The 21,707-nt window shown below is 71.0% G+C and carries 24 protein-coding genes; 12 read left to right on the top strand and 12 right to left on the bottom strand.

All coding sequences use genetic code 11. The features are described 5' to 3' along the window. Nucleotide 1: 1 nt before the first annotated feature. Nucleotides 2-505 (bottom strand): YbjN domain-containing protein, encoded by a 504-nt coding sequence (locus OG302_RS23030; protein WP_371528498.1) that lies wholly within the window; start codon nt 503-505, stop codon nt 2-4. Next, the gene (gene mshA / locus OG302_RS23025) at nt 498-1,844 is read right to left on the bottom strand and encodes a D-inositol-3-phosphate glycosyltransferase (protein WP_371528497.1); all 1,347 of its coding nucleotides are present in this window, start codon (nt 1,842-1,844) and stop codon (nt 498-500) included. The genes OG302_RS23030 and mshA overlap by 8 nt, the downstream gene beginning before the upstream one ends. A gap of 225 nt (nt 1,845-2,069) precedes the next feature. Here mshA and OG302_RS23020 point away from each other — a divergent pair, with 225 nt between their 5' ends. The 3 genes from OG302_RS23020 to OG302_RS23010 all read left to right on the top strand — a co-directional run bounded on the left by OG302_RS23020 (nt 2,070) and on the right by OG302_RS23010 (nt 5,820). Next, the gene (locus OG302_RS23020; protein ID WP_371528496.1) at nt 2,070-2,867 is read left to right on the top strand and encodes a trans-aconitate 2-methyltransferase; all 798 of its coding nucleotides are present in this window, start codon (nt 2,070-2,072) and stop codon (nt 2,865-2,867) included. Between the two features lie 258 nt (nt 2,868-3,125). Beyond that, nucleotides 3,126-4,175, top strand: coding sequence for an NlpC/P60 family protein (locus tag OG302_RS23015; protein ID WP_371528495.1), 1,050 nt, complete (start codon nt 3,126-3,128; stop codon nt 4,173-4,175). Nucleotides 4,176-4,473: 298 nt separating this feature from the next. Next, nucleotides 4,474-5,820, top strand: coding sequence for a PP2C family protein-serine/threonine phosphatase (locus tag OG302_RS23010; RefSeq protein ID WP_371528494.1), 1,347 nt, complete (start codon nt 4,474-4,476; stop codon nt 5,818-5,820). A 51-nt stretch (nt 5,821-5,871) separates the two neighbouring features. Here OG302_RS23010 and OG302_RS23005 read toward each other — a convergent pair whose 3' ends face one another. The 3 genes from OG302_RS23005 to OG302_RS22995 form a co-directional block, all read right to left on the bottom strand. Then, nucleotides 5,872-6,207 carry a DUF2516 family protein gene (locus OG302_RS23005; protein ID WP_371750200.1) on the bottom strand — a complete coding sequence of 112 codons (336 nt, stop codon included), beginning with the start codon at nt 6,205-6,207 and terminating at the stop codon, nt 5,872-5,874. Between the two features lie 161 nt (nt 6,208-6,368). Next, the gene (locus OG302_RS23000; RefSeq protein WP_371528493.1) at nt 6,369-6,968 is read right to left on the bottom strand and encodes a hypothetical protein; all 600 of its coding nucleotides are present in this window, start codon (nt 6,966-6,968) and stop codon (nt 6,369-6,371) included. 33 nt (nt 6,969-7,001) lie between these two features. Then, nucleotides 7,002-7,481: a helix-turn-helix domain-containing protein gene (locus tag OG302_RS22995; protein WP_371528492.1), complete on the bottom strand. Its 480-nt coding sequence runs from the start codon at nt 7,479-7,481 to the stop codon at nt 7,002-7,004. A gap of 384 nt (nt 7,482-7,865) precedes the next feature. Here OG302_RS22995 and OG302_RS22990 point away from each other — a divergent pair, with 384 nt between their 5' ends. From OG302_RS22990 to OG302_RS22975, 4 genes are all read left to right on the top strand, one after another. Next, nucleotides 7,866-8,273, top strand: a complete 408-nt coding sequence (locus OG302_RS22990; protein WP_371528491.1) for a hypothetical protein — start codon at nt 7,866-7,868, stop codon at nt 8,271-8,273. Between the two features lie 64 nt (nt 8,274-8,337). Next, nucleotides 8,338-8,925: a hypothetical protein gene (locus tag OG302_RS22985; RefSeq protein ID WP_371528490.1), complete on the top strand. Its 588-nt coding sequence runs from the start codon at nt 8,338-8,340 to the stop codon at nt 8,923-8,925. A 69-nt stretch (nt 8,926-8,994) separates the two neighbouring features. Next, on the top strand, nt 8,995-9,414 hold the full coding sequence (locus tag OG302_RS22980) for a helix-turn-helix transcriptional regulator (protein ID WP_371750199.1): 420 nt from the start codon (nt 8,995-8,997) through the stop codon (nt 9,412-9,414). Between the two features lie 10 nt (nt 9,415-9,424). After that, complete coding sequence (locus OG302_RS22975; protein WP_371528489.1) at nt 9,425-9,841, top strand: VOC family protein; 417 nt, start codon at nt 9,425-9,427, stop codon at nt 9,839-9,841. Between the two features lie 42 nt (nt 9,842-9,883). On the opposite strand, the gene OG302_RS22970 is transcribed toward OG302_RS22975, so the two are convergent. Continuing rightward, the gene (locus tag OG302_RS22970; RefSeq protein WP_371528488.1) at nt 9,884-10,345 is read right to left on the bottom strand and encodes a pyridoxamine 5'-phosphate oxidase family protein; all 462 of its coding nucleotides are present in this window, start codon (nt 10,343-10,345) and stop codon (nt 9,884-9,886) included. 52 nt (nt 10,346-10,397) lie between these two features. Further along, nucleotides 10,398-11,411, bottom strand: a complete 1,014-nt coding sequence (locus OG302_RS22965) for a GlxA family transcriptional regulator (protein WP_371528487.1) — start codon at nt 11,409-11,411, stop codon at nt 10,398-10,400. 99 nt (nt 11,412-11,510) lie between these two features. Between OG302_RS22965 and OG302_RS22960 the strand changes: the two genes are divergently transcribed. Next, nucleotides 11,511-12,461 carry an NAD(P)-dependent oxidoreductase gene (locus tag OG302_RS22960; protein WP_371528486.1) on the top strand — a complete coding sequence of 317 codons (951 nt, stop codon included), beginning with the start codon at nt 11,511-11,513 and terminating at the stop codon, nt 12,459-12,461. A 90-nt stretch (nt 12,462-12,551) separates the two neighbouring features. Then, a complete protein-coding gene (locus tag OG302_RS22955) occupies nt 12,552-14,027 on the top strand; it encodes a peptidoglycan D,D-transpeptidase FtsI family protein (RefSeq protein ID WP_371528485.1) in 1,476 nt (491 codons plus the stop codon). Nucleotides 14,028-14,053: 26 nt separating this feature from the next. Here OG302_RS22955 and OG302_RS22950 read toward each other — a convergent pair whose 3' ends face one another. The 3 genes from OG302_RS22950 to OG302_RS22940 form a co-directional block, all read right to left on the bottom strand. Then, a complete protein-coding gene (locus OG302_RS22950) occupies nt 14,054-14,908 on the bottom strand; it encodes an SRPBCC family protein (RefSeq protein WP_371528484.1) in 855 nt (284 codons plus the stop codon). A gap of 51 nt (nt 14,909-14,959) precedes the next feature. Continuing rightward, nucleotides 14,960-15,274, bottom strand: a complete 315-nt coding sequence (locus OG302_RS22945; protein ID WP_371528483.1) for an ArsR/SmtB family transcription factor — start codon at nt 15,272-15,274, stop codon at nt 14,960-14,962. Nucleotides 15,275-15,336: 62 nt separating this feature from the next. Continuing rightward, a complete protein-coding gene (locus OG302_RS22940) occupies nt 15,337-17,475 on the bottom strand; it encodes an AAA family ATPase (protein ID WP_371528482.1) in 2,139 nt (712 codons plus the stop codon). Nucleotides 17,476-17,559: 84 nt separating this feature from the next. On the opposite strand from OG302_RS22940, the gene OG302_RS22935 reads away from it, so the two are divergent. Beyond that, complete coding sequence (locus tag OG302_RS22935; protein ID WP_371528481.1) at nt 17,560-18,276, top strand: TetR/AcrR family transcriptional regulator; 717 nt, start codon at nt 17,560-17,562, stop codon at nt 18,274-18,276. A gap of 15 nt (nt 18,277-18,291) precedes the next feature. Here OG302_RS22935 and OG302_RS22930 read toward each other — a convergent pair whose 3' ends face one another. Continuing rightward, entirely contained in the window at nt 18,292-19,086 is a 795-nt protein-coding gene (locus OG302_RS22930) for a TetR/AcrR family transcriptional regulator C-terminal domain-containing protein (protein ID WP_371528480.1), read from the bottom strand. A gap of 108 nt (nt 19,087-19,194) precedes the next feature. Between OG302_RS22930 and OG302_RS22925 the strand changes: the two genes are divergently transcribed. Both OG302_RS22925 and OG302_RS22920 read left to right on the top strand, forming a co-directional pair. After that, a complete protein-coding gene (locus OG302_RS22925; RefSeq protein ID WP_371528479.1) occupies nt 19,195-20,199 on the top strand; it encodes an ABC transporter ATP-binding protein in 1,005 nt (334 codons plus the stop codon). Then, the gene (locus OG302_RS22920) at nt 20,192-20,938 is read left to right on the top strand and encodes an ABC transporter permease (protein WP_371528478.1); all 747 of its coding nucleotides are present in this window, start codon (nt 20,192-20,194) and stop codon (nt 20,936-20,938) included. The genes OG302_RS22925 and OG302_RS22920 overlap by 8 nt, the downstream gene beginning before the upstream one ends. A gap of 9 nt (nt 20,939-20,947) precedes the next feature. On the opposite strand, the gene OG302_RS22915 is transcribed toward OG302_RS22920, so the two are convergent. After that, nucleotides 20,948-21,619 carry a hypothetical protein gene (locus OG302_RS22915; protein WP_371528477.1) on the bottom strand — a complete coding sequence of 224 codons (672 nt, stop codon included), beginning with the start codon at nt 21,617-21,619 and terminating at the stop codon, nt 20,948-20,950. Nucleotides 21,620-21,707: the final 88 nt, after the last annotated feature.

The following is a 21,707-nucleotide window of genomic DNA, read 5'->3' as shown; positions in this document are numbered from 1 at the left end:
GTCAGTCCTGCGGCTGAGTCAGGTGGGTGAACGCGTCCAGGTTCCGCGTGGACTCGCCCCGCGATACCCGCCACGCGTACTCCTTGCGGATCGCCGAGGCGAATCCCAGCTCCAGGAGCGTGTTGAAGGAGCCGTCCGCGTTCTCCAGGACGGAGCCGAGCAGGCGGTCGAGCTCCTCCGGGGTGACCGCCGAGAGCGGGAGCTTGCCGGTGAGGTAGATGTCGCCGAGGGAATCGATCGCGTAACTCACGCCGTACAGGCGGAGGTTCCGCTCAAGGAGCCAGCGGTGCACCGCGTCGTGGTTCTCGTCGGGGTGCCGGATCACGAACGCCGTCAGCGACAGCGCGTGCTTGCCGATCCTCAGCGAGAGCGTCGTCGACAACTTGCGGGTGCCCGGGAGCGTCACCACGTACGAGCCGCTCTGCGGGCTCTCCCACTCCAGTTCCGCCTCGTCCAGCGTCCGCTCGATGATCGCGATCGCCGCTGCGTCAGCCTGATCAGCCATGATGCGAGCGTACGCGACGCCTGTGCTCATGCACGGCCGCCGTGTACACGTCCGCCGTGGCCGACGCGGCCGTGTCCCAGCCGAAGGACTGCGCGTGCTGCGCGGCAGCGGCGCCCATGCGGTCCACCAGGTGCGGGTTCTCGGCGAATTCGCGCAGCACGCGCGCGTAGTGGGCCGGTTCGTGGCCGTCGACCAGGAAGCCCGTCACCCCGTCGCGTACGGCGACCGGCAGACCGCCCACCGACGCCGCGAGGACCGGGGTGCCCGCCGCCTGCGCCTCTATGGCCACCAGGCCGAACGACTCGCTGTACGACGGCATCACCAGGACCGAGGCCGCCCGGAACCAGTCCGCCAGCTGCTCCTGGCCCACCGGCGGCTGGAAGCGGACCACGTCCGCGATGCCCAGCCTGGCGGCCAGCTTCTGCAGTCCCTCCGGCTTCGCGAGGCCGCTGCCGCTCGGGCCGCCCACCACGGGGACGACGATGTTCGAGCGGAGCTCGGGGCGCTGGTCCAGGAGGACCGCGACCGCGCGCAGCAGCACGTCCGGCGCCTTCAGGGGCTGGATACGGCCCGCGAAGAGCGGGACCAGGGCGTCCTGCGGGAGGCCGAGGCGATGGCGGGCCGCCGCGCGGCCGTCGGCGGGGCGGAAGCGGTCGAGGTTCACGCCGGGGTGGACGACGGCGACCTTGCCCGCGTCCGCTTCGTAGTGGCGTACGAGCTCGTCGGCCTCTTCGGAGGTGTTGGCGATCAGCCGGTCGGCCGCCCGCACGATCTGCGTCTCGCCGATCACGCGCGCCGCGGGCTCCGGGGTGTCACCCTCCGCGAGCGCCGCGTTCTTGACCTTCGCCATCGTGTGCATGGCGTGCACGAGCGGCACGCCCCAGCGCTCGGCGGCGAGCCAGCCGACGTGCCCGCTGAGCCAGTAGTGGGAGTGGACCAGGTCGTAGTGGCCGGGGCGGTGGCCCGCCCATGCCTGCATCACACCGTGCGTGAAGGCACAGAGCTGGGCGGGCAGCTCCTCCTTCGCCAGGCCTTCGTACGGCCCCGCGTCCACGTGGCGCACGAGGACGCCCGGAGCGAGCTCGACGGCCGGCGGCAGCGCGCCCGTCGTCGAACGCGTGAAGATCTCGACCTCGATGTTGATGGCCGCGAGCCGCTTGGCCAGCTCCACGATGTAGACGTTCATGCCGCCCGCGTCGCCCGTGCCGGGCTGGTGCAGCGGGGACGTGTGCACGCTGAGCATGGCCACCCGGCGGGGGCGGCGGTGCGTGCCGGGGAGCCGGAGCCTGCTGGGCGCTGCCGGCGAGCGACGGCCGAGCCTGGTCACGTATTGGCTCACGTGGCGGTCCTCCTTGTGCGCGCGCGGGCATGTCTCAAGGGAGGGCGTGCACGGTCCTCCAGAGGGGGAACATCGGAAGAGTCAACTCCATTTCCGCTTTGCCAAATCATTACCGGGCGGGGCTCAACCCGATCACCGGACGAGGCCCAACCCGATCACCGGACGAGATGCGGCCCGGTGATCGGACGAGGCGCGGCCCTCGCCGCGGCGCATACCCTTCCCCTTATGGCCTCCCGCACCCCTTCCCGCCCCGTGGGAACGGTGACGCGCGGGACCACGAACCCCAATCGCCTGCGCCGCATGGACCGCTGGATCGCCGCCACGCACGGCGCCGAGCTGCGGCGATCCACCGATCCCGTCGCCGTCGACCTCGGTTACGGGGCCGCCCCCTGGACGGCCGTCGAGCTGCTCGCGCGGCTCAGGACCGCCGCCCCGCACACGCGCGTGGTCGGCGTCGAGATCGATCCGGCGCGGGTCGCCGCCGCGAAGCCGTACGAGCGGGAGGGGCTCTCCTTCCGACACGGCGGCTTCGAGGTCCCGCTGCCGGGCGGGCCCGCGCTGATCCGGGCCGCGAACGTGCTCCGGCAGTACGACGAGGAACAGGTCGCCGCCGTGTGGGAACGGTTGTGCGAGCGGCTGGCACCCGGCGGACTGCTCGTGGAGGGGACGTGCGACGAGATCGGGCGGCGGCACGTCTGGGTCGCGCTCGGGCCCGAGGGGCCGCGCACGGTGACGTTCGCGACCCGCCTCGGATCGCTCGACCGCCCTTCGGACCTCGCCGAGCGCCTGCCCAAGGCGCTGATCCACCGGAACGTGCCGGGCGAGCCGGTGCACGCCTTCCTGCGCGACTTCGACCGGGCCTGGGCCGCCGCCGCTCCCTACGCCTCGTACGGCGCCCGGCAGCGGTGGATCAGGTCGGTGCGGGCCCTGGCCTCCGACTGGCCGGTGACGGACCGCCCCGCACGCTGGCGGCAGGGTGAAGTGACCCTGCCGTGGGAAGCGTTGGCGCCGCGCCGGAGCTGAGAGACACGGCGCCGGGGCCACGAGACAGCCGGCCGGGGGTGAACGCGCGGGATGCCCCCGGGTGAATGCGCGAGGCACTGACGGGTGAACTCCGCGCGCGGCGGGCCGCGGAGGGAACGATCTACCAGTGCCGTTCGTCACATGGGGCGGGTGGGGATCGGAGTTGCCGTTGCGCTCTGTCGTATTGCGCGTCGGCATGGCACCATCCCCGGGGCAACCGTAAGTTACTGACGGTAAATCAGCTTGGGGGAGGCGGACGTGACCGGCAAGCGGAGTTCGACTGTGGCTGGCCTGGCGCTGATCTGCGCGGCAGCGGTGCTGAGCACACCGGGCGCGGCCTACGCGAGTCCTGCGAAGCCAACGCCCGGCACGAACAAGTCCCTTGAGGACGTGCGCAAGGAGATCGAGAAGCTCTACCACGACGCGGGCGTCGCCACGGACGCGTACAACGCGGCGGAGGAGAAGAGCGAGAAGCAGTCCAAGCACATCGTGAAGCTCGCCCGTTCCATCACCGAGGGCCAGCGGAAGCTGGACAGGCTCAAGTCCCGCGCGGGCGCCGCCGCCCGCGCCCAGTACCGCAGCGGCGGGGTGTCCTCCGAGGCCCGGCTGATGCTGAGCGACGACCCCCAGGAGTTCCTGGACCGCGCCGGACGCATGCGGGAGGGCCACAAGGCCACCAAGGGCATGCTGACGGAGATGGAGCGGACGCAGGAAGACCTGCGGATCTACGCCAAGGACGCCACCGCCCAGTGGAAGAAGCTGGAGTCCAACCGCAAGGCGAAGGCCGAGTCGAAGAAGAAGATCAAGAAGAAGATCGCGGCCGCCGAGGAGATGGAGTCGAAGCTCGAGAAGAAGGAGCGCGAGCGGCTCCGGAAGCTCGAGGAGGAGGCCCAGCTCAAGAAGCAGTCGGCGTGGGTGAGTTCGGGCGTCCTGAAGGACATCGACGGCAAGGCGACCGGACCGGGCAAGAAGGCCGTCGAGTTCGCCACCGCGCAGCTCGGCAAGCCGTACGTGTGGGGCGCCGAGGGCCCGTCCTCGTACGACTGCTCCGGACTCACGTCCAAGGCCTGGGCCGCCGCCGGCAAGGGAATTCCGCGTACGTCACAGGAGCAGTGGAAGCAGCTCCCGCACATCGACATCAAGAACATGCGCCCCGGCGACCTGATCATTTATCACGCGGACGCCAGCCATGTCGGGATGTACGTGGGTGACGGCGCGATCGTGCACGCGCCGCGGCCGGGACGCGATGTCACCGTCGCGGGCGCGGGATCGATGCAGATCCTCGGGGTCGTGCGGCCCGACAAGTAGGCGCTCCAGGCGGAACCAGGGGGCCGGCGGGCACGAGCCCGGCCCCCTGGATCCGCGCTGTGCCCCAGGTCATGTGACCCACCGCACCCTCGGCCCGCCTCTCAACCCTCACGGCGTGATGTTCGTCATCCCTGTCGGGGGCTGTCGTGCCCAATTGCGGTCCTTGATGCGGCATATGACGGTGGCTGTTTGCCGTGCGCCATTCCAATCGGGCCTCGGCTAACGCTATGGTCCCCGTCGGTGGAGCGTTCGACCGTCGATCCACCATGCCCTCGGGGGGAGGGAAGGAACCCAAGCCATGCCCGTACCCATACCGCGGCAGAGGGCGATCCCGGCCGCGGAAGGCGGTCAGGCTCACGCTCTGCCGACGCCGTCGCCCGCACCCGTGCGGGCCACCGAACCCGTACCCACTCCCGTGGGGCACCTGCCGACGTCCAGCGACACGGACCAGCAGGCGACCGGCCCCGGCCTCAGCCTCCTGGTGATCGAGGACGACCCGGTGGGCTCCCTGAGCGTCCCCCGGATGCTCGACGCCGCGGGCAAGCCCATCCGTATCCGCACCGCCCGCAACCTCACCGAGGCCGAGCGGCTGCTCACCGACGACGTGCACTGCATCCTGCTCGACCTGGCCCTGACCGGCCCGGCCTCCGCCGCGGAGGACGACGGGGACGAGCTCGCCACGCTCAAGCACGTCCTGCGCCTCGCACCCCGGCACGCCGTCCTCGCGCTCACCGCGAGCGGCGACACCGAGGGCGGCGCCGAGGCCGTGCGGGTCGGCGCCCAGGACTATCTCTTCCGTGACGAGCTGGACGGGCGGCTCCTCAGCCGCGCCATCCGGTACGCCGTGGAGCGCAAGCGCGCGGACGCCGCCCAGCGCCAGCTGACGGAGTCGCGCCTGCGGGCCCAGGAGAACGCCCGCCTGGAGCGCGGGCTGCTGCCGACGCCGCTCCTGGACGGCTCACCGCTGCGGTTCGCCGCGCGCTACCGCCCGGGGCGTTCGCGGGCGCTGCTCGGCGGCGACTTCTACGACACGGTGCGCACCCCCGACGGCTCGGTGCACGTCATGATCGGCGATGTCTGCGGCCACGGCCCGGACGAGGCGGCGCTCGGTGTCGAGCTGCGCATCGCCTGGCGGACGCTGACCTTCGCGGGCCTGTGCGGCGACGAGCTGCTCAGCACGCTGCAGAAGGTCCTGGAGCACGAGCGGGCCGACGACGAGATCTTCGCGACGCTCTGCACGGTCGACATCGCACCCGACGGCCGCCGGGCCGGGCTCTGCCTGGCGGGACACCCGTCACCGCTGATCGCCCGCGACGGCCACCTCGCCGAGCTGCTGCCCTACGAGAACAACGGCCCGGCGCTCGGGCTCCTGCCGAACGCCCGCTGGCCGCGCCGCCAGGTGGAGCTCGGCGGCAAGTGGAGCCTGATGCTCTACACGGACGGCCTGATCGAGGGACGCATCGGCGAGGGCAACCAGCGCCTCGGCCAGGACGGCATGGTGGCGATGCTCCGCCGCCAGATCGCGGCGGGCCTGCGGGGCGACGAGCTCCTGGAGGCCGCGGTGAACGAGGTGCGTGAGCTCAACGGCGGGGATCTGACCGACGATGTCGCCGTGCTGCTCCTGGACCGCGACCGGGAACGCTAGCCGCGCCGGGAGCAGCTGCGGGGCCCCTCAGCGGGGGCCGTCCCTCAGTGGCTACCGGCCGCCGTTGTACGGCCCGTACGGACCGTCGCTGCTGGAGCCGCGGCGCCCGCCGCCGCCCCCGCCGGTGATCTGCCGGATCGCGGGGCGCACGTCGACCATGTAGACGATGGTCGCGACGAGCCCGATGATCGGCAGGAACGACAGGATGTTGAAGATCAGGTTCACGATGAAGGCGAGGCCAAGGATGATCAGCCAGAACGGCTTGGTCTTCTTGTCCGCCGCGCGATAGGCGTCCTCACGCCGGACGGCCGCGTCGACGAGCGCGAAGCCGCTGAAGACGATCAGCGCCAACGACAGCAGCCACATGAAGTTCGCGAACCCCTGCATCAGCACTACGTCCACCACCAGTCTCGGCTCTTCTTGAAGCCATACACATCGTCGAAGCTCTTGAGTACGCGGACACCGTACCCGCTACCGGGAGAACGGGCCGGGCACTTCGAGAGTGCCCGGCCCGCTCGCACGACAAGCGCCGTACCTGCCCCGCCTGCCTACTTGGCGGGGGGCGTGGTCTTCTTCGCCGCCGGCTTGCGGGCCGGGGCCTTCTTGGCGGCGGGCTTCTTCGCCGTGGCGGCGGCGGCCTTCGGCTCGGCGGACTCCGACGTCTCCGAGTCGGCGGAGGCCGGCTTCTCCTCGGCGTCGGGCTCGACGGCCACGGCGAGCTCGGTGATCTCCTCGGCGGCCTCACCGCGCCAGGTCCGCACGGCCAGCTCGCCGTGCTCGGCGACCTCTTCGTACTTCTCGCGCGCCTTCACGGCGTACTCGGCGGCGACACCGACCGAGCTGAGGGCAAGGCCCTGAGCGCTCTCGCTCAGCTTCTTCAGGTCCGTGTCGAGTGTGCCGAACAGCTCGGCGAACCTGGTCTGGATGGTCTCCTGCGCCTCCTTGGCGCGGGCGACGGCCTTGTCCTGGACGGCCTTGGTGTCGGTGTTGCGCACGGCGTCGATACGGGCCGGCGCCTCGGCGATGAGCTGCTCGATGGCGCCCGGCACCTTCTTCGCCTGCTGGAACGCCAGGTCGGCGGTGCCGACGACGAAGTAGGCGGGGGTGGTGTCGGTGAGGGTGTTGCGCAGGTCGTCCTTGATGGCCATGGCGATGGTCCTCCCGGATTCGCGTCAGCTGGGTCAGCTTGAGGGGTGGTCCTTGGTGCCGGCATCACTGCCGTCGGCCGTGCGGGGGCCGTCAGCGGTGGCGTCCACGTCATCTGCGTACGAGGACTCGTCCGTGAACGCCGAGTCGTCGGCGTACTCCGAGACCTCGAAGCCGTTCTCTTTTCTGAACGACTCGTAGATCTGCAACAGAACCTGCTTCTGCCGCTCGTTGATGGAGGGGTCGGCGAGGATGACGGCGCGCGTCTCCAGCTCGTCCCGCTCCTTCTCGTCGAGGATCCCGGCCCGGACATACAACGTCTCGGCGGAGATCCGCAGCGCCTTGGCCACCTGTTGCAGCACTTCGGCACTCGGCTTGCGCAGGCCGCGCTCGATCTGGCTCAGATACGGATTGGACACCCCGGCGGCGTCGGCGAGCTGCCTGAGCGAGAGCTGCGCGTTGCGCCGCTGCTCACGCAGATACTCACCGAGATTGCCGACGTTGAGTGATGCCATGCGTCGATACTGCACGCCCCTTGCTAACTATTGCAAGCGACTGCTTGCAAAAGTGCGCCACGCCACTGATCGCGTGCGGCGGGGCACTGGCGTGTCGAGTGGCACCCGGTGGCGCCAGTCGACGCCAGAGCGCGCCATTCAGTGTCAGCCGAGGCCACTCCCCCTGAGCCGCAGATGAAGTACCGCAGGAATTTGGGCGAGTTGGCGCCAAGTAGAGCCACCCGCTGACCTGCTCATTTACGGAGCGCGGCCGATGCTCGACACCCACAACGCCACCCATGACGCCAATAATGACTCGACATGGCACCACCCGTGTGCCACGATGGCACCACTTCAACGGAGCACGGCAAACGGTCGGATCACCGATCAGAAGGAGCAACCACCATGTCTCTCGCCCTCACCCCCCAGGACAAGGCCACCCTCCGCACCGCCGCCTACGGCGCCGTCTCGCTCCTTGCCGCCGCCGACGCCGCAGGTTCGCCCCACAAGGCCGCCACCCACGGCAGCATCGCGCTGGCCTCGGCGACCGGCCCGGTCGGTCACGTGCTCGCCGCGAAGAGCAAGGACATCAAGCTCCCCGGCAAGTCCGTCGCGGAGCTCGCCGACCACGTCCTGCCGGCCCTGACCGAGGCGATGGACCTGCTCACCAAGCAGGACCCCAACGAGGCCGACAACTTCCGCGGCACCGTCGTCGTCGCCCTCGCGGCGGCCGCCCGGCCGCACCGGGGTGCGCCCAGCCCCGCCATCGCCGAGATGACCCGCAAGATCACCAAGGCCCTCGACGCCGCCTGAGCGACGAGTTCACGGGCCCGCCCGAGTCAGTCAAAGAAGAGGAAGAAGAGGAGGGGGTCGGATCATGCAGACAGCACCGTCAGCACATGCAGCGCAGTCAGCACATGCACATGCTGCGCAGGCAGCACGGTCGGCGCGGACTCCGCAGCCGGCGGCACCCGGCGCCTTCACCGCCTTCGCCCGCTTCGTGCTCTGCGGCGGCGGGGTCGGGGTCGCCTCCAGCTTCGCCGTGGCGGCCCTCGCCTCCTGGCTCCCCTGGGCCCTGGCCAACGCCCTGATCACCGTGGTCTCCACGCTCCTGGCCACCGAGTTGCACGCCCGCTTCACCTTCGGTGCGGGCGGGCGTGCGACCGGGCGCCAGCACGCGCAGTCCGCCGGGTCCGCGGCGGCCGCGTACGCGGTGACCTGCCTGGCCATGCTGGTCCTCCAGCAACTGGTGGCGGTGCCCGGCGCGGTGCTCGAACAGGTCGTCTACCTCTCCGCATCCGCGCTCGCCGGTGTCGCTCGGTTCGCCGTGCTGCGCCTGGTCGTCTTCGCCCGGAACCGCGCGCAGGGCACGGCCACCGTCTCCCCCGGCCCCACTGCCACCGCGCTCACCGCTCACCCCGTGCACGCGACCGTCGCCCCCGCCGCCCTCTGCCCCGCGGCCTGACCCCTCTGCCCCTCTCCCCCGCGTTACCGGCCCCGATCCCCGGCGGTCGGTAACGTTGCTCGTGTGTCTGTGTCTCTCTCCGACCTGGTCCGCCTGCGCCAGGCCCGCGACCGGATGGACCGCGACTACGCGGAGCCCCTGGACGTCCCGGCGCTGGCCCGGGCCGCCCTCATGTCACCGGGGCACTTCTCGCGCAGCTTCCGCGCCGCCTACGGCGAGACGCCGTACAGCTATCTCATGACCCGCCGGATCGAGCGCGCCAAGGCACTGCTGCGGCGCGGGGACCTGTCGGTGACGGATGTCTGCATGGCGGTCGGGTGTACGTCGCTCGGTTCCTTCAGCTCACGGTTCACCGAGCTGGTCGGCGAGAGCCCGAGCGCCTACCGCGCCCGCGACCACGGCGACAGCGCCGCCATCCCGGCCTGCGTCACCAAGATCCAGACCCGGCCGGTCAGGAACGGAGAAGCGAAACCCGACGCGGGTCCGTAGCGTCGTACGCATGGAAATCAACCTGGCTCAGTGCTTCATCGCCGTCGACGACCACGACAAGGCACTCGCCTTCTACCGCGACGTGCTCGGTTTCGAGGTGCGCAACGACGTCGGTTTCGAGGGGATGCGCTGGGTGACCGTCGCGTCGCCCTCGCAGCCGGACGTGGAGATCGTCCTGGAGCCCCCGCTCGCCGACCCGAACGCCTCGGCCGCCGACCGCCAGGCCGTGGCCGAGCTGATGGCCAAGGGCATGCTGCGCGGCGTCATCTTCCGCACCAGCGACGTCGACGCGGTGTTCGAGCGGATCCGCGCAGCGGGCGGCGACGTGCTGCAGGAGCCGATGGACCAGCCGTACGGCGTCCGCGACTGCGCCTTCCGCGACCCGGCCGGGAACATGCTGCGGTTCAACCAGCCGCGCGAGAAGTAGAACGAGCCCCGGGTGGCGGGCATGGGGGCGTGGGGACGGGAGTTACGCCAGCCACGCCCCGTCCCGCATGAGGACCCTGCCGTTCAGCTCGTGCTCGCCGCGCCAGGCGCGCACCGTCCGCGGCGTCACGCGCAGATACACGTAGGAGCCGTCCGCCTTGCGCGGGTCCCAGCCGAACTTGGCGGCGAACCCGTCCGCGGCGTCCTGCGGGACCTCCCGCGCCGGGAAGCACTCCGCCTCGCCCTGCACGAGCACCACATCGGAGGTGTCCGGCAGGGAGAGGCGCACCCGGGGTTCCTTCCGCGCGTTGCGGACCGTCACCGAGGACTCGCCGGTGCACATCCACAGCGCCCGTCCGTCCCACCGGAACCACAGGGGCAGTTGGTGCGGCCCGTGCTCCGGGTGGGCCGTCGACAGCCAGATGTCCCGCTCCCGGTCGAGGCGCTCCAGCGTCTCGCGCCTGCGCTCCGGGCCCTCACGTCGAACGATCTCCGTGTTCCGCATGATCACGGACCCTAGCCAGTGCGCCCGCGACGCGCATGGGGCGCTGGACCTACTACCGGCGACCGACAACCCCCGCGCCCGCACCAAACGCCCGCCGGTAGTCCCCCGGTGACACCCCCACCTGCTTGAGGAAATGGTGCCGGAGGTTGTTCGCCGTACCGAGGCCGCTCAGTTCGGCGATCTTGTCGATCGGGGCGGACGTCGATTCGAGGAGGCTCTGGGCACGGGCCAGGCGCTGGTTGAGCAGCCACTGGAGCGGGGTCGTGCCGGTGGCCGCCTGGAGCCGCCGGTAGAGGGTGCGCGGGCTCATCGACGCGCGGCGGGCCAGGTCGTCGACCGTCAGGGGGCGGTCGAGGCGGGCACGCGCCCAGTCGAGTACGGGGCCCAGGCCCTCGTCGTCCGTCGCGGGGACGGAGAGGTCGATGAACTGGGCCTGGCCACCCGGGCGGTGCGCGGGGACGACCATGCGGCGGGCCAGTTGGTTGGCCACGTGCGCGCCCAGGTCGCGGCGGACCAGATGCAGGCACAGGTCGAGGCCCGCGCTCACGCCCGCGCTGGTCAGGACGTCGCCGTCGTCCACGTACAGGACGGAGTCGTCGACCTCCACCTTCGGGTAGCGGGCCGCCAGTTGGGCCGTGTGCATCCAGTGCGCGGTGGCCCTGCGGCCGTCGAGCAGCCCCGCCTCGGCGAGCGCGAAGGCGCCGGTGCACAGGGAGACCATGCGGGCACCCGCGTCGTACGCGCGACGCAGCGCCGCCGCCAGGCCTTCGGGCAGCGGGCGCCCCTCCTCCACGCAGGCGTCCGGCACGGACGTGACGATGACCGTGTCCGCCCCGACGATGTCGTCGAGGCCGTACGGGGTACGCACCATGAGGCCGGAGCGGGAGTCAAAGCCGCCCTCGCCCCCACCCGCGTGCGCGTTGCACAGCCGGAGGTCGTACCAGTGGTCCGACAGATCGGGCTGCGGCTTTCCGAACACCGTGCAGGGGATGCTCAGTTCGTACAGATCCCAGGACGGGATCGCTATCTCCTCGGTCACGACCAGGGCCACGGAACCAGCGCTCATGCGCCGAGCGTAAGCCGCGCCGGGACGTGGCAGGAATTTGGTGGCCACCGTCACCCCTGTCACTGTCCGGTGCCGCCGCCCGCTGCGAGCGTGGTCCACATGAACGCAGAGAACACTCACGCAGAGAACACGACCGGCAAAACCCCCGTCACCGTCATCGGGCTCGGCAACATGGGCGCCGCCCTCGCCGCCACCCTCCTGGCGAGCGGCCACCCCACCACCGTCTGGAACCGCTCCCCCGCCAAGGCCGCGCCCCTCGTCGCCCGGGGTGCCCGCCTGGCCGCCACCCCCGAAGAGGCCGTCGCCGCAAGCCCGTTGATCATCGCCTGCGTCCTCGACGACACCGCCCTGCACGCCGTCCTGGACCCCGTCGCCGCGTCGGCCCGCTCCGCAGCACCCGCCGGGCCACTCGCCGGAAAAGCCCTGGTCAACGTCACCTCCGGCTCCCCGGAGCAGGCCGAAGCGGCAGCCAAATGGGCCGGTTCGCTGGGCCTCGGCTACCTCGACGGGGCGATCATGACCACGCCGCCGGGTGTCGGCAGCCCCGAGATGATGTTCCTCTACAGCGGCTCGGCCGAGGTGTTCGAGACGTACCGCCCCGCCCTCGCCGCACTGGGCGACCCGCTGTACCTGGGCGCGGAGACGGGCCGCGCCTCGCTCTACGACGCCGCCCTGCTCGGCCTCATGTGGTCCACGTTCACCGGCTGGCTGCACGGCACGGCCCTGGTCGGCGCGGAGGCTACCCGGGCCACGGACTTCACTCCCGTCGCCGTCCGCTGGATGCGGCACGCGGTCGCCGGGTTCCTGGAGACCTACGCGCCCCAGGTGGACGCGGGGCACTATCCGGGCGACGACGCCACCGTCGACGTACAGATCGCGGCGATCGGGCACCTCATCCACGCGGCGGCCGACCGCGGTGTCGACAACGCGCTGCCGGAACTCCTGAAGGCCACCATGGAGCGGACGAGTGCCGCCGGGCACGGCTCCGACAGCTACGCGAGCGTGATCGAGGTCCTTCGAGGGGAGCACCGGGACCCGGTTCGAGTGTGACCATTCAGCAACAACATCGGATAGATCCGTAAATCCGTGCGCATGATGAGGCGTCATTGCCAACTGGTTTCGCGGGTCTTGGGGGACCGGATGAACAAGCCGCTGCGTCACATAGCCGTCTTCTGCGGGATACTCACGCTCGCCCTGCTCCTGCGGGCGAACTGGGTGCAGTTCGTCGACGGCGAGTCGCTCGCGAAGGACGACAAGAACCGGCGCGTCCAGATCGAGGCCTTCTCCCACCCCCGGGGCGACATCATCGTCGGCGGCAAGCCGATCACCGGCTCCAAGGAAGTCAGCGGCACCGACTTCAAGTACCAGCGGGTCTTCAAGGAGGGCCCCATGTACGCGCCGGTCACCGGCTATTTCTCGCAGGCCCAGGGCGCGACCTTCCTGGAGGGCGTCGAGAACGACGTGCTCAGCGGCGACGACGACCGCCTCTTCATCCGCCGCACCCTGGACATGCTGACCGGCGAGAAGCGCCAGGGCGGCGACGTCATCACGACCATCGACCCCAAGGCCCAGAAGGCCGCCTACCAGGGCCTGGTGGACCTCGACGCCCGGGGCGCGGTCGTCGCGCTCGACCCGCGCTCCGGGAAGGTGCTCGCGATGGCGAGCACCCCCTCGTACGACCCCTCGGTCTTCGCCGGGATCTCGGCGAAGGAGGGCAAGGAGTTCACGCAGCTCAGGAAGGACAAGGACAAGCCGCTCTCCAACCGGGCGCTCCGTGAGATCTACCCGCCCGGATCCACCTTCAAGATCCTCACCGCGGCGGCCGCCCTGGAGCACGGCGCGATCGACGACATCGACGAGCCCACCGGCGCCAAGGCCCCCTACAAACTGCCGCTCAGCTCGACGACGATCGGCAACGACGTGCCGGGCGCCCCCTGCAACAAGGCCTCCCTGAAGGTCGGCATGCAGTGGTCGTGCAACAACGTCTTCCTCGACGCCGCGCTCAAGGTCGGCGACGACGACATGCGCGAGACGGCGGAGAAGTTCGGCTTCAACAAGCAGCAGTTCGTCCCCGTGCGCTCGTCCGCGAGCAGTTACCCGGACGGCCTCGACAAGCCGCAGACCGCCCTGACCGGCATGGGCCAGGGCAGTGTGACCAGTACGCCGCTGCAGATGGCGATGGTCGCGGCGGGCATCGCCAACGACGGCAAGGTGATGAAGCCGTACATGGTGGAGGAGCTGCGCGGCCCCGACCTCTCGACGATCGAGAAGGGGAAGCCGGAGGAGCTCAGCCAGGCCGTCTCCGAGGACACCGCGGGCAAGGTGCAGGAGATGATGGAGAACACCGTCGATAAGGGCACGGCGAACAAGGCGCAGATCGACGGCGTCACGGTCGGCGGCAAGACCGGCACCGCCCAGCACGGCTCGAACGTCAACGACGAACGGCCGTACGCCTGGTTCGTCTCGTACGCCAAGCAGGACGACGGTTCGTCGCCGGTGGCGGTCGCGGTGTTCGTGGACCCGAAGGACATGAACATCCCGCGCTCGGAGATCGCCGGCGGCAAGCTGGGGGCGCCGATCGCGAAGGCGGTCATGGAAGCGGTACTCGCCGACTGACCCCGTCAGCACGACAGAGCCCGCCCTCAGCCCTCCAGGAGTTGTCCCGCAAGACGTTCGATGCGGGCGTGCCAGGCGGCGAGCGCCTCGTCCGTGGCCGCCACGCTGTCGAAGGGACCGCTCTGCGTGAGGACGAGCCGGGTGCCGTAGCCCGTTCCCTCGCCGAACTCCCAGCGCACCTCACCCTTGGGATGCACGGCGTACGTGAGGGACACCGGCGCCCGCAGCGCGGTGACCGGGCCCGCGGACACGCCGTCCGCGAGGAACCCGTCGGGCGCGGTGTCCCCCTCCAACGGCACCTCGCCCGAGCAGAGTTCGGCCCACACCGCGTCGGCGGACCGCACCAGCTGCCGCTCGAAACGGATGCCGTCGTCGGTGACCTGCCCGTGGCCCAGGTCGAACTGCTCCAGGTACGCCTCGTGCAGCTCGCCCGCGTCCCGGCTCACCTCGGCCTGCCCGCCGTCGAGGAACTGGCCCAGCGCCGAGACGCACAGCTGCCAGCCCGCGGCGAAGCTCGGGGCGCCGAAGCGGTCGCCGAAGGTGTGGACGAGGGTCAGGAGCGAGCCGCGGCCGTCGGGGCCGTCCGGGGCGATCTCCCAGCGCAGGTGGTCGTCGCCCCAGGTGAAGGCGAAGAGGCGGGGCTCGTCCGCGTCGGTGACCTCGCCGGTCATGCCGGGGCCCTCGTCGCCGGGGAAGTGGAAGCCCATCGCGCCACCGGGCCGCAGCTCCAGGGTCACCTCGGAGGGGAACCACTGGGCGAGGTGCTCGGGCCGGGTGATCGCGGCCCAGACCGTGGCGGGCGGGTGCGCGAGGCGGCGCTCCATCCGCAGGACGTTCCGGCCGCCGCCGGCGGGGGTGAGCGTGTCGGAGTGCGGGTTCATGAGGAGTCACCGTCCATGTTCATCAGGACTCAGCGTCCATGGTCATCGTCATCAGGACTCACCGTCCATGACGTCGAGGTGCCGTTCGAGGGCGTCGAGCCGGTCCGCCCAGAGGTGCCGGTAGTGCGCGAGCCATGCGTCGAGCTCGGCGAGGGGCTCGGGCCGCAGCTCGTACCAGCGGCGCTGCGCGTCCTGCCGCACCCGCACGAGCCCCGCGTCGCGCAGGACCCGCAGGTGCTTGGACGTGCCGGGCTGGCTCAGGCCGACCCGCTCGGTGATCTCGCCGACCAGATGGGGGCGCTCCAGCAGCAGATCGAGGATCTTCCGGCGGCTCGGCTCGGCGAGTACGTCGAACGGTATGGGCATATCCCGAACATACCTCTGCGGATATATAACCGCAACGGCATCTAAGTGAAGGCGGGGGAGCTTCACCCTTCCCAGGGCAGCGGCCTGCTGTGCAGCACGTCGAGTCGGGACACCGCCCTGGTCAGGACCACGTAGAGGCGGCTGGGCCCGCGGCGTTCCGCCTCCGCGATGGCCGCGGGCTCGACGGCCACGACATGGTCGTACTCCAGCCCCTTCGCCATGGACGCCGGCAGCACCGTCACGCGTGCGCCCAGGTCGTCCGGGCCCGCGCTCTCGATGCCCGCCGCGGTGAGGGCCTCGCGCAGGCGGGCGGTGTCCGCGTCGGCGGCGATGACGCCGACCGAGCCCTCGCGGACCAGCGCGGCCCGCACCGCGTCGACGGTGGCCGCGCCCACGTCCCGCACCTCCCGGATCCTCAACTCCCCGTCCACACGCAGCGACCGAGCGGGCGGTACGTCGACGTCGAGCGAGGCGAGGACGCGGTTGGCGAGGCCCACGACCGCCTTCGGGACACGGAAGCCGATGGTCAGCGGGGTGACGGAGGCGTCGGGTTTGCCGAGGTGGGCGAGGAGTTCGGGCCAGCCGCGGGCGGCCCACGGGGTGGTCCCCTGGGCGAGGTCCCCGAGAACCGTGAGCGAGCCGAAGTCGGCACGGCGGGCGATCGCGCGGGCCTCCATCGGGGAGAGGTCCTGCGCCTCGTCGACGACGATGTGGCCGTAGCCGCCGGGGCGTTCGAGCAGCCCGGCGATCTCGTCGAGCAGAACGAGATCCGCGGCGGACCACTTCGCCGACTTGTACGAGCGCGGGGGACTGGCCCAGCGGATCGCCCGCTGCTCGTCGGCGTCGAGGATGCCGTCGGCCGCGGCGGCCAGCGCCTCCGGGTCGGCGAGCAGGGCGGCGAGCACCTCGCCGGGCCGCGCCTTGGGCCAGGCCTCGTCGACGAACGCCGAGACGGAGCGGGCGCGGGAGATCTTCTGCAGCCAGGCGTTGTTCACGGCCCCGGCGCGGCGCTCGGCCTGCTCCTGGATGTGCCGGACGGCACGGGTGCGCACGCGCTCGCGCCCGACGGCGTACGGGGGTTCCTCGGCGCGGGCATCCGCGATGATCCGCTCCAGGTCGCCGAGCGGGACTCGCCAGGTGTACGAACCGTCCGGCACCGCAATGGAGTTGGCGGGCGGTGCGACGCGCGAGTAGAGCGCGCGGCGCAGGACCTCCGCCATACGGGCGTCGTGCTTGACGCTCGCCGCGGCCTCGCTGTCCTGGGCGCGTACGGGCGCGGTGGCCCTGGCGATCTCGTCGGCGACGGTGGACTGCCGTACGCCGGTCTCGCCGAGGGAGGGGAGCACCTCGGCGATGTAGCGGAGGAAGGTGCGGTTGGGGCCGAGGATGAGGAGTCCGGCGCGCTGCACGCGCTGGGGGTGGGTGTAGAGGAGATACGCGGCGCGGTGCAGGCCGACGGCCGTCTTGCCGGTGCCGGGGGCGCCCTGGACGCAGACGGATGCGGTGAGTTCACCGCGGACGAGGTCGTCCTGCTCGGGCTGGATGGTGGCGGCGATGTCGCGCATGGGGCCGACGCGGGGGCGCTCGATCTCTCCGGCGAGGATGCGGCTGCCGTGCGGGGGTGGCGGGGCCGGGGTCGTGGGCTCGTCCGGCGCGATCGAGACCTCCGGTCCGCCGGGGGTGTGCGACGTGCCGCCGGTGAGGGTGTCCGGCTTGGCGGCGGCCAGCGGCTCGTCCTCCAGGCCCGTGAGGTCGGCGGAGTCGCCCTTGCTGCCGGGGGCCCAGCCGAAGCGGCGGCGGACGGCGACACCTTGGGGGTCGCGGGATCCCGCCTGGTAGAAGGCGCGGGAAACGGGGGCGCGCCAGTCGACGACGAGGGGCGGGGCGGAGGGGTGTTCGCTGATGCGGAGGCGGCCGATGTGGTAGCTCTGCCCGCGGTGTTCACCGGCTTCGGCGGCCTCGGGACCGTCGGCGGCGAAGGAGAGACGGCCGAAGAAGAGGGGAGCCTCGGGAAGTTCGCGCATCGCTTTGGCGTGGCTGCGGAACTGGTAGCCGAGGACTTCGGCGTCGGCGCCGGACGCGGAGACATCGGCTCCGCTGACGACCTGCTCCTCGGCGCCGTCGACCATGCCGGTGAGGGCGGCGCGGCAGGTGTCGTGGAAGCGGCGTTCTTGGGCCAGGGCTTCGTCGGGTCGCGTCATACGACCGAGAATAATGTAACCGAGTTAAATTTGTCGCCAAGTTAAATTCGTTACCGCGACTCAGCGATGCGATACTCTCCCGCCATGACGGACGAAAAAGCGGGCGGCGACCCCGGCTCCGACCCCACCCCTGGCCCCACCCCCGGCCTGCGCGAGCGCAAGCGGCAGCGGATGTACCAGGCGGTCTCCGACGCGGCGATCGCCCTCTTCCTGGAGAAGGGCTTCGAGAAGGTGCCGGTCGCTGAGGTCGCGGCAGCCGCCGACATCTCGAAGCCGACCCTGTTCCGGTACTTCCCGGCCAAGGAGGACCTCGTACTCCACCGGTTCGCGGACCACGTGGACGAGGCCGCGCGGGTGGTGGCCGGGCGCCCCCCGAAGCGCTCCCCCCTGGACACCCTGCAGCGCCACTTCCTCGACGGCCTGGAGCGCCAGGACCCGGTGACCGGCCTGTGCGACAACGTCCACGTACTCGCCTTCCACCGCCTGCTGTACGGGACGCCGTCCCTGGTGGCACGGCTGTACGGGTACCAGGAGCGGTCGGAGAAAGCGCTGGGCGAGGCGTTGAGCGAGGCGTCCAGGAAGGCACCGAACGGGTCGGCGTCGGAGGAGGCGTCGGACGAGGAAGCGCTCGCCGCGCGCCTGGCCGCCGGCCAGATCATCGCCGTACAGCGCATCCTCGCCCTGGAGAACTGGCGCCGGATCGACGCGGGCGAGAGCGCGGAAGCGGTGTGGCCGGACGCGGTGGTGGCGGCGAACCGGGCCTTCGGCCAGCTGCGGTCGGGGCTGGAGCAGTACGCGTAGGAGACACCGCAGACGTCACCGATCCCCGATCAACACCGCCACCCCGTCCAGCACCCGACCGATCCCGAACTCGAACTCCGTGTCCTCGGCGTCCGCGACGTCGAGTACGCCCGTCGCGAGCGTCCGCCGCAGCGCCGGGAAGCGTTCGGGGGCGATCGAGGTGAGGGCGTCGATGGTGCGTGCGTACTGCCGCATCACCTCGTCGGGCTCCTTGCCCCCCGCCCTCATGGCCGTGTCCAGATCGGCCATGAAGACGACCTCGTTCCGCACGAACCCGCCCACCAGCATGAGCACGGAGAGCTTCTGGCCCTCCTCTAGCCCGCTGCCGTCGAGCGCCGCGAGCCCCTGCTCCATCCACTCCAGGGAGTGGGGGGACACGGGCGGCGAGGTGATGGGGATGCGTACGAGCCACAGGTTGCGCCGGAAGACCTCGCGCTGGGCCCGCGCCCACCACTCCAGCCGCGCCCGCCACCCCGTGATCGCCGCGGGCATCTCGGGCGGGAAGCCGGTCGCCGCGTCCTGCATGAGGACGTAGAGCTCGTCCCTGGCGGAGACGTACCGGTAGAGGGACATCGGCGAGGCGCCGAGCGCCTTGGCGACCCGCCCCATGGTGACCGCGCCGATGCCTTCCGCGGCCGCGATGGCGATGCCCGCGTCGACGATGCGATCGAGGCTCAGGCCGGGCTTGGGCCCCTTCGAGGGCCGCTCGCGCAGCCCCCAGGCGGTTTCGAGGCTCGCGGAAAGCCCCGAGCCCCCCACGCCTTCGCCCTCGTCCCGCGCACCCTCACCAGTTGCCTCGTCCGCCGCCATGGCCCGCCGTCGCCTCCTCCTCCTGAGCTGCCGTGCTTGACGCACATCGTAGTTCTGCGTAACCCTTACTCGGTAACGCGTAGACCATACGCAGTAAAGGAGTCCCGCATGCCCCCACCACCCCCAGCCGCCACTCCGGCCATCGAGGCGACAGCCCTCACCAAGACCTACGGCCGATCCGGCGGCCGAGGCGCCACCCCCGTACTCCGCGGCATCGACCTCCACGTCCCGCCCGGCACCGTCTTCGCGCTCCTGGGCCCGAACGGCGCAGGCAAGACCACAGCCGTCCGCATCCTCACCACGCTCACCACCCCCGACACGGGCACGGCACGGGTGGCGGGCCATGACATCCGTACGGGGCGTCGCGAGGTCCGTCGCGCGATCAGCCTCACCGGTCAGTTCGCGGCGGTCGACGAGACGCAGACGGGCGCGGAGAACCTCCGCATGATGGCGAGGCTCGTGGGCCTGCCCCGCGCCGCGGCCCGCGCACGGGCAGCCGAACTGCTGACCCGTTTCGACCTCACGGAAGCGGCCGACCGCCTGGTCCGCACGTACTCGGGAGGGATGCGCCGCCGCGTCGATCTGGCGGCGGGCCTGGTGGGCGACCCGGAGGTGATCTTCCTGGACGAGCCGACGACGGGCCTGGACCCGCGCAGCCGCCAGGAGATGTGGGAGGTGGTGCGCGACCTCACGGCACACGGCACGACGGTCTTCCTGACGACCCAGTACCTGGAGGAGGCAGACCAACTGGCCGACCACATCGCGGTGTTGCACGAGGGAATGATCGCGGCGGAGGGCTCGCCGCAGGCCCTCAAGTCCCTGGTGTCCGGCCACCGCCTGGAGGCGTCGCTCACCACCCACGAGGCCTACCTGCGCCTGTCCGGCCGGGCCACGCACCACTCCCCCGAGACCCTGACGCTCGGCTTCCCGACGGACGGCACGGCAGCGGACGTACGCACCCTGCTGGACGACCTGGACCCGGACCGCACGGATTTCGCGACGTTCACGCTCCGCACGGCGACGCTGGACGACGTCTTCCTGAGCCTCACGGACCCACGGAGCAAGCCCCCGACCACGGCCCCCTCACACACCCCGGGGATGACCCATGTCTGAAGCGCTGATCATGACCGGCCGGGCGATCCGCATCAGCCGCCGCAACGTGGACGCCCTGATCACGGCGATGGCGCTCCCGGTGATGCTGCTCCTGATCTTCGTCTACTTCTTCGGCGGCGCGATCAGGACGGACACCTCCTCGTACGTCACGTACGTGGTCCCCGGGGTCCTGCTCCTCTGCGCCGGCTTCGGCTCGGCGAACACGGCGGTGGCGGTGACGGAGGATCTGAAGGGCGGCATCATCGACCGCTTCCGTTCCCTGGACATCGGCGGCCCGCAGATCCTGACGGGCCACGTCTTCGCCTCGGTGGCCCGCAACGTGATCGCGACGACCCTGGTCCTGGCCCTGGCCTTCGCGATCGGCTTCCGCCCAACGGCGACCCTGCCCGGCTGGCTCGCGGCGGCAGGGGTCCTCCTCGCCTTCATCCTGGCGCTGTCCTGGCTCTCGGCAACGGTGGGCCTGCTGGCCAAGTCCCCGGAGGCGGCGGGCGGCTTCACCTTCTTCGTGAGCTTCCTCCCCTACCCGAGCAGCGCCTTCGTCCCCACCTCCACCATGCCCGGCTGGCTCCGCCCCATCGCCGACAACCAACCGGTGACGCAGGTCATCGAATCCCTCCGCGGCCTGCTCCTCGCCCAGCCGGTGGGCAGCACACCCTGGGTGGCCCTGACCTGGTGCGCGGGAATCCTGGCGGCTTCGGCGGCGGCGTCGGGGGCGCTGTTCAGGAGGCGGACGGCGTGAGGGGGCGGGTCACCGGCGCCACGAAGGTGTGGCCGCCAGACTCCACACCCCCTCGAAGTGGCTGATCTGTGTCGCGACAGCCGTCTCGGCGGCTGCCGTCCCCTCCTTGCGGGAACGGACGGCAAGGTCCGTGTTGTAGCCCTTGGGGTCGTAGACCTCGCAGTCGGGATCCTGCAAGGACATGGTGGCGACCACGTCGTAGAGGCCGCACAGCACCAGTTCCTTGTTGAAGATGCACACTTTGTCCCGCGGATCCCCGTTGTACAGGCGGTACTCGCAGTGCACCAGCACCCTGCCGTCGGCGGTCAACCGGTCGGCGAGCCTGGACAGAATCTGGTCGTACTCCCGGCACTTGGCCTCGAGCCGTGCACGGAATTCGGGGTAGTCGACGGGTTTCCCGTCGGGGCCGACGCGCGAGGGCACGGCCATCTCACGCCCGAAGTCCGGTATCAGCATCCTGACCGACACCCGCTTTGTCGGCCCCGGGTCGTCCAGAAGGCTCTCCAGCCGGTGATACAGCTCGTTGTAGAGCGTCTCGCCCGTATAGCCGAGGAAGCAGATCTCCACCTTCCTGGAGTGGAAGGCCTCGCCCACGAGACTGCCCAGGTCCCGGGAGTTGACCAGGCCCCTGTCGGGCGGCCGGGTCGAGACGGCGAGTTCCTGCACCGCGTTGTACAGCACATATCCGACCAGGCTGAGCAGCGCTCCCCCCCAGAAACACCTGCCCCGCGATCGCGTCTCCGACCGGCTTCACGAACTGCGCGGTCAG

The sequence above is a fragment of the Streptomyces sp. NBC_01283 genome, from assembly GCF_041435335.1.
Classification (GTDB): domain Bacteria; phylum Actinomycetota; class Actinomycetes; order Streptomycetales; family Streptomycetaceae; genus Streptomyces.
The sequence above is the reverse complement of the archived record's forward strand: the minus strand, read 5'-3'. Positions and strand labels throughout refer to the sequence as shown.

Excerpts from the sequence above, each read along its gene's own strand:
- OG302_RS22985 (WP_371528490.1), top strand. The coding sequence starts at position 8,338 with ATGCAGACAGCACCGTCAGCACATGCAGCGCAGTCAGCACATGCACAT.
- OG302_RS23000 (WP_371528493.1), bottom strand. The coding sequence starts at position 6,968 with ATGGCCATCAAGGACGACCTGCGCAACACCCTCACCGACACCACCCCC.
- OG302_RS22975 (WP_371528489.1), top strand. The coding sequence starts at position 9,425 with ATGGAAATCAACCTGGCTCAGTGCTTCATCGCCGTCGACGACCACGAC.
- OG302_RS22935 (WP_371528481.1), top strand. The coding sequence starts at position 17,560 with ATGACGGACGAAAAAGCGGGCGGCGACCCCGGCTCCGACCCCACCCCT.
- OG302_RS22950 (WP_371528484.1), bottom strand. The coding sequence starts at position 14,908 with ATGAACCCGCACTCCGACACGCTCACCCCCGCCGGCGGCGGCCGGAAC.
- OG302_RS22945 (WP_371528483.1), bottom strand. The coding sequence starts at position 15,274 with ATGCCCATACCGTTCGACGTACTCGCCGAGCCGAGCCGCCGGAAGATC.
- OG302_RS22955 (WP_371528485.1), top strand. The coding sequence starts at position 12,552 with ATGAACAAGCCGCTGCGTCACATAGCCGTCTTCTGCGGGATACTCACG.
- OG302_RS23020 (WP_371528496.1), top strand. The coding sequence starts at position 2,070 with ATGGCCTCCCGCACCCCTTCCCGCCCCGTGGGAACGGTGACGCGCGGG.
- OG302_RS22940 (WP_371528482.1), bottom strand. The coding sequence starts at position 17,475 with ATGACGCGACCCGACGAAGCCCTGGCCCAAGAACGCCGCTTCCACGAC.
- OG302_RS22995 (WP_371528492.1), bottom strand. The coding sequence starts at position 7,481 with ATGGCATCACTCAACGTCGGCAATCTCGGTGAGTATCTGCGTGAGCAG.
- OG302_RS22970 (WP_371528488.1), bottom strand. The coding sequence starts at position 10,345 with ATGCGGAACACGGAGATCGTTCGACGTGAGGGCCCGGAGCGCAGGCGC.
- OG302_RS22990 (WP_371528491.1), top strand. The coding sequence starts at position 7,866 with ATGTCTCTCGCCCTCACCCCCCAGGACAAGGCCACCCTCCGCACCGCC.
- OG302_RS22960 (WP_371528486.1), top strand. The coding sequence starts at position 11,511 with ATGAACGCAGAGAACACTCACGCAGAGAACACGACCGGCAAAACCCCC.
- OG302_RS22965 (WP_371528487.1), bottom strand. The coding sequence starts at position 11,411 with ATGAGCGCTGGTTCCGTGGCCCTGGTCGTGACCGAGGAGATAGCGATC.
- OG302_RS23010 (WP_371528494.1), top strand. The coding sequence starts at position 4,474 with ATGCCCGTACCCATACCGCGGCAGAGGGCGATCCCGGCCGCGGAAGGC.
- OG302_RS22920 (WP_371528478.1), top strand. The coding sequence starts at position 20,192 with ATGTCTGAAGCGCTGATCATGACCGGCCGGGCGATCCGCATCAGCCGC.
- OG302_RS23030 (WP_371528498.1), bottom strand. The coding sequence starts at position 505 with ATGGCTGATCAGGCTGACGCAGCGGCGATCGCGATCATCGAGCGGACG.
- OG302_RS23005 (WP_371750200.1), bottom strand. The coding sequence starts at position 6,207 with ATGCAGGGGTTCGCGAACTTCATGTGGCTGCTGTCGTTGGCGCTGATC.
- OG302_RS22925 (WP_371528479.1), top strand. The coding sequence starts at position 19,195 with ATGCCCCCACCACCCCCAGCCGCCACTCCGGCCATCGAGGCGACAGCC.
- OG302_RS22930 (WP_371528480.1), bottom strand. The coding sequence starts at position 19,086 with ATGGCGGCGGACGAGGCAACTGGTGAGGGTGCGCGGGACGAGGGCGAA.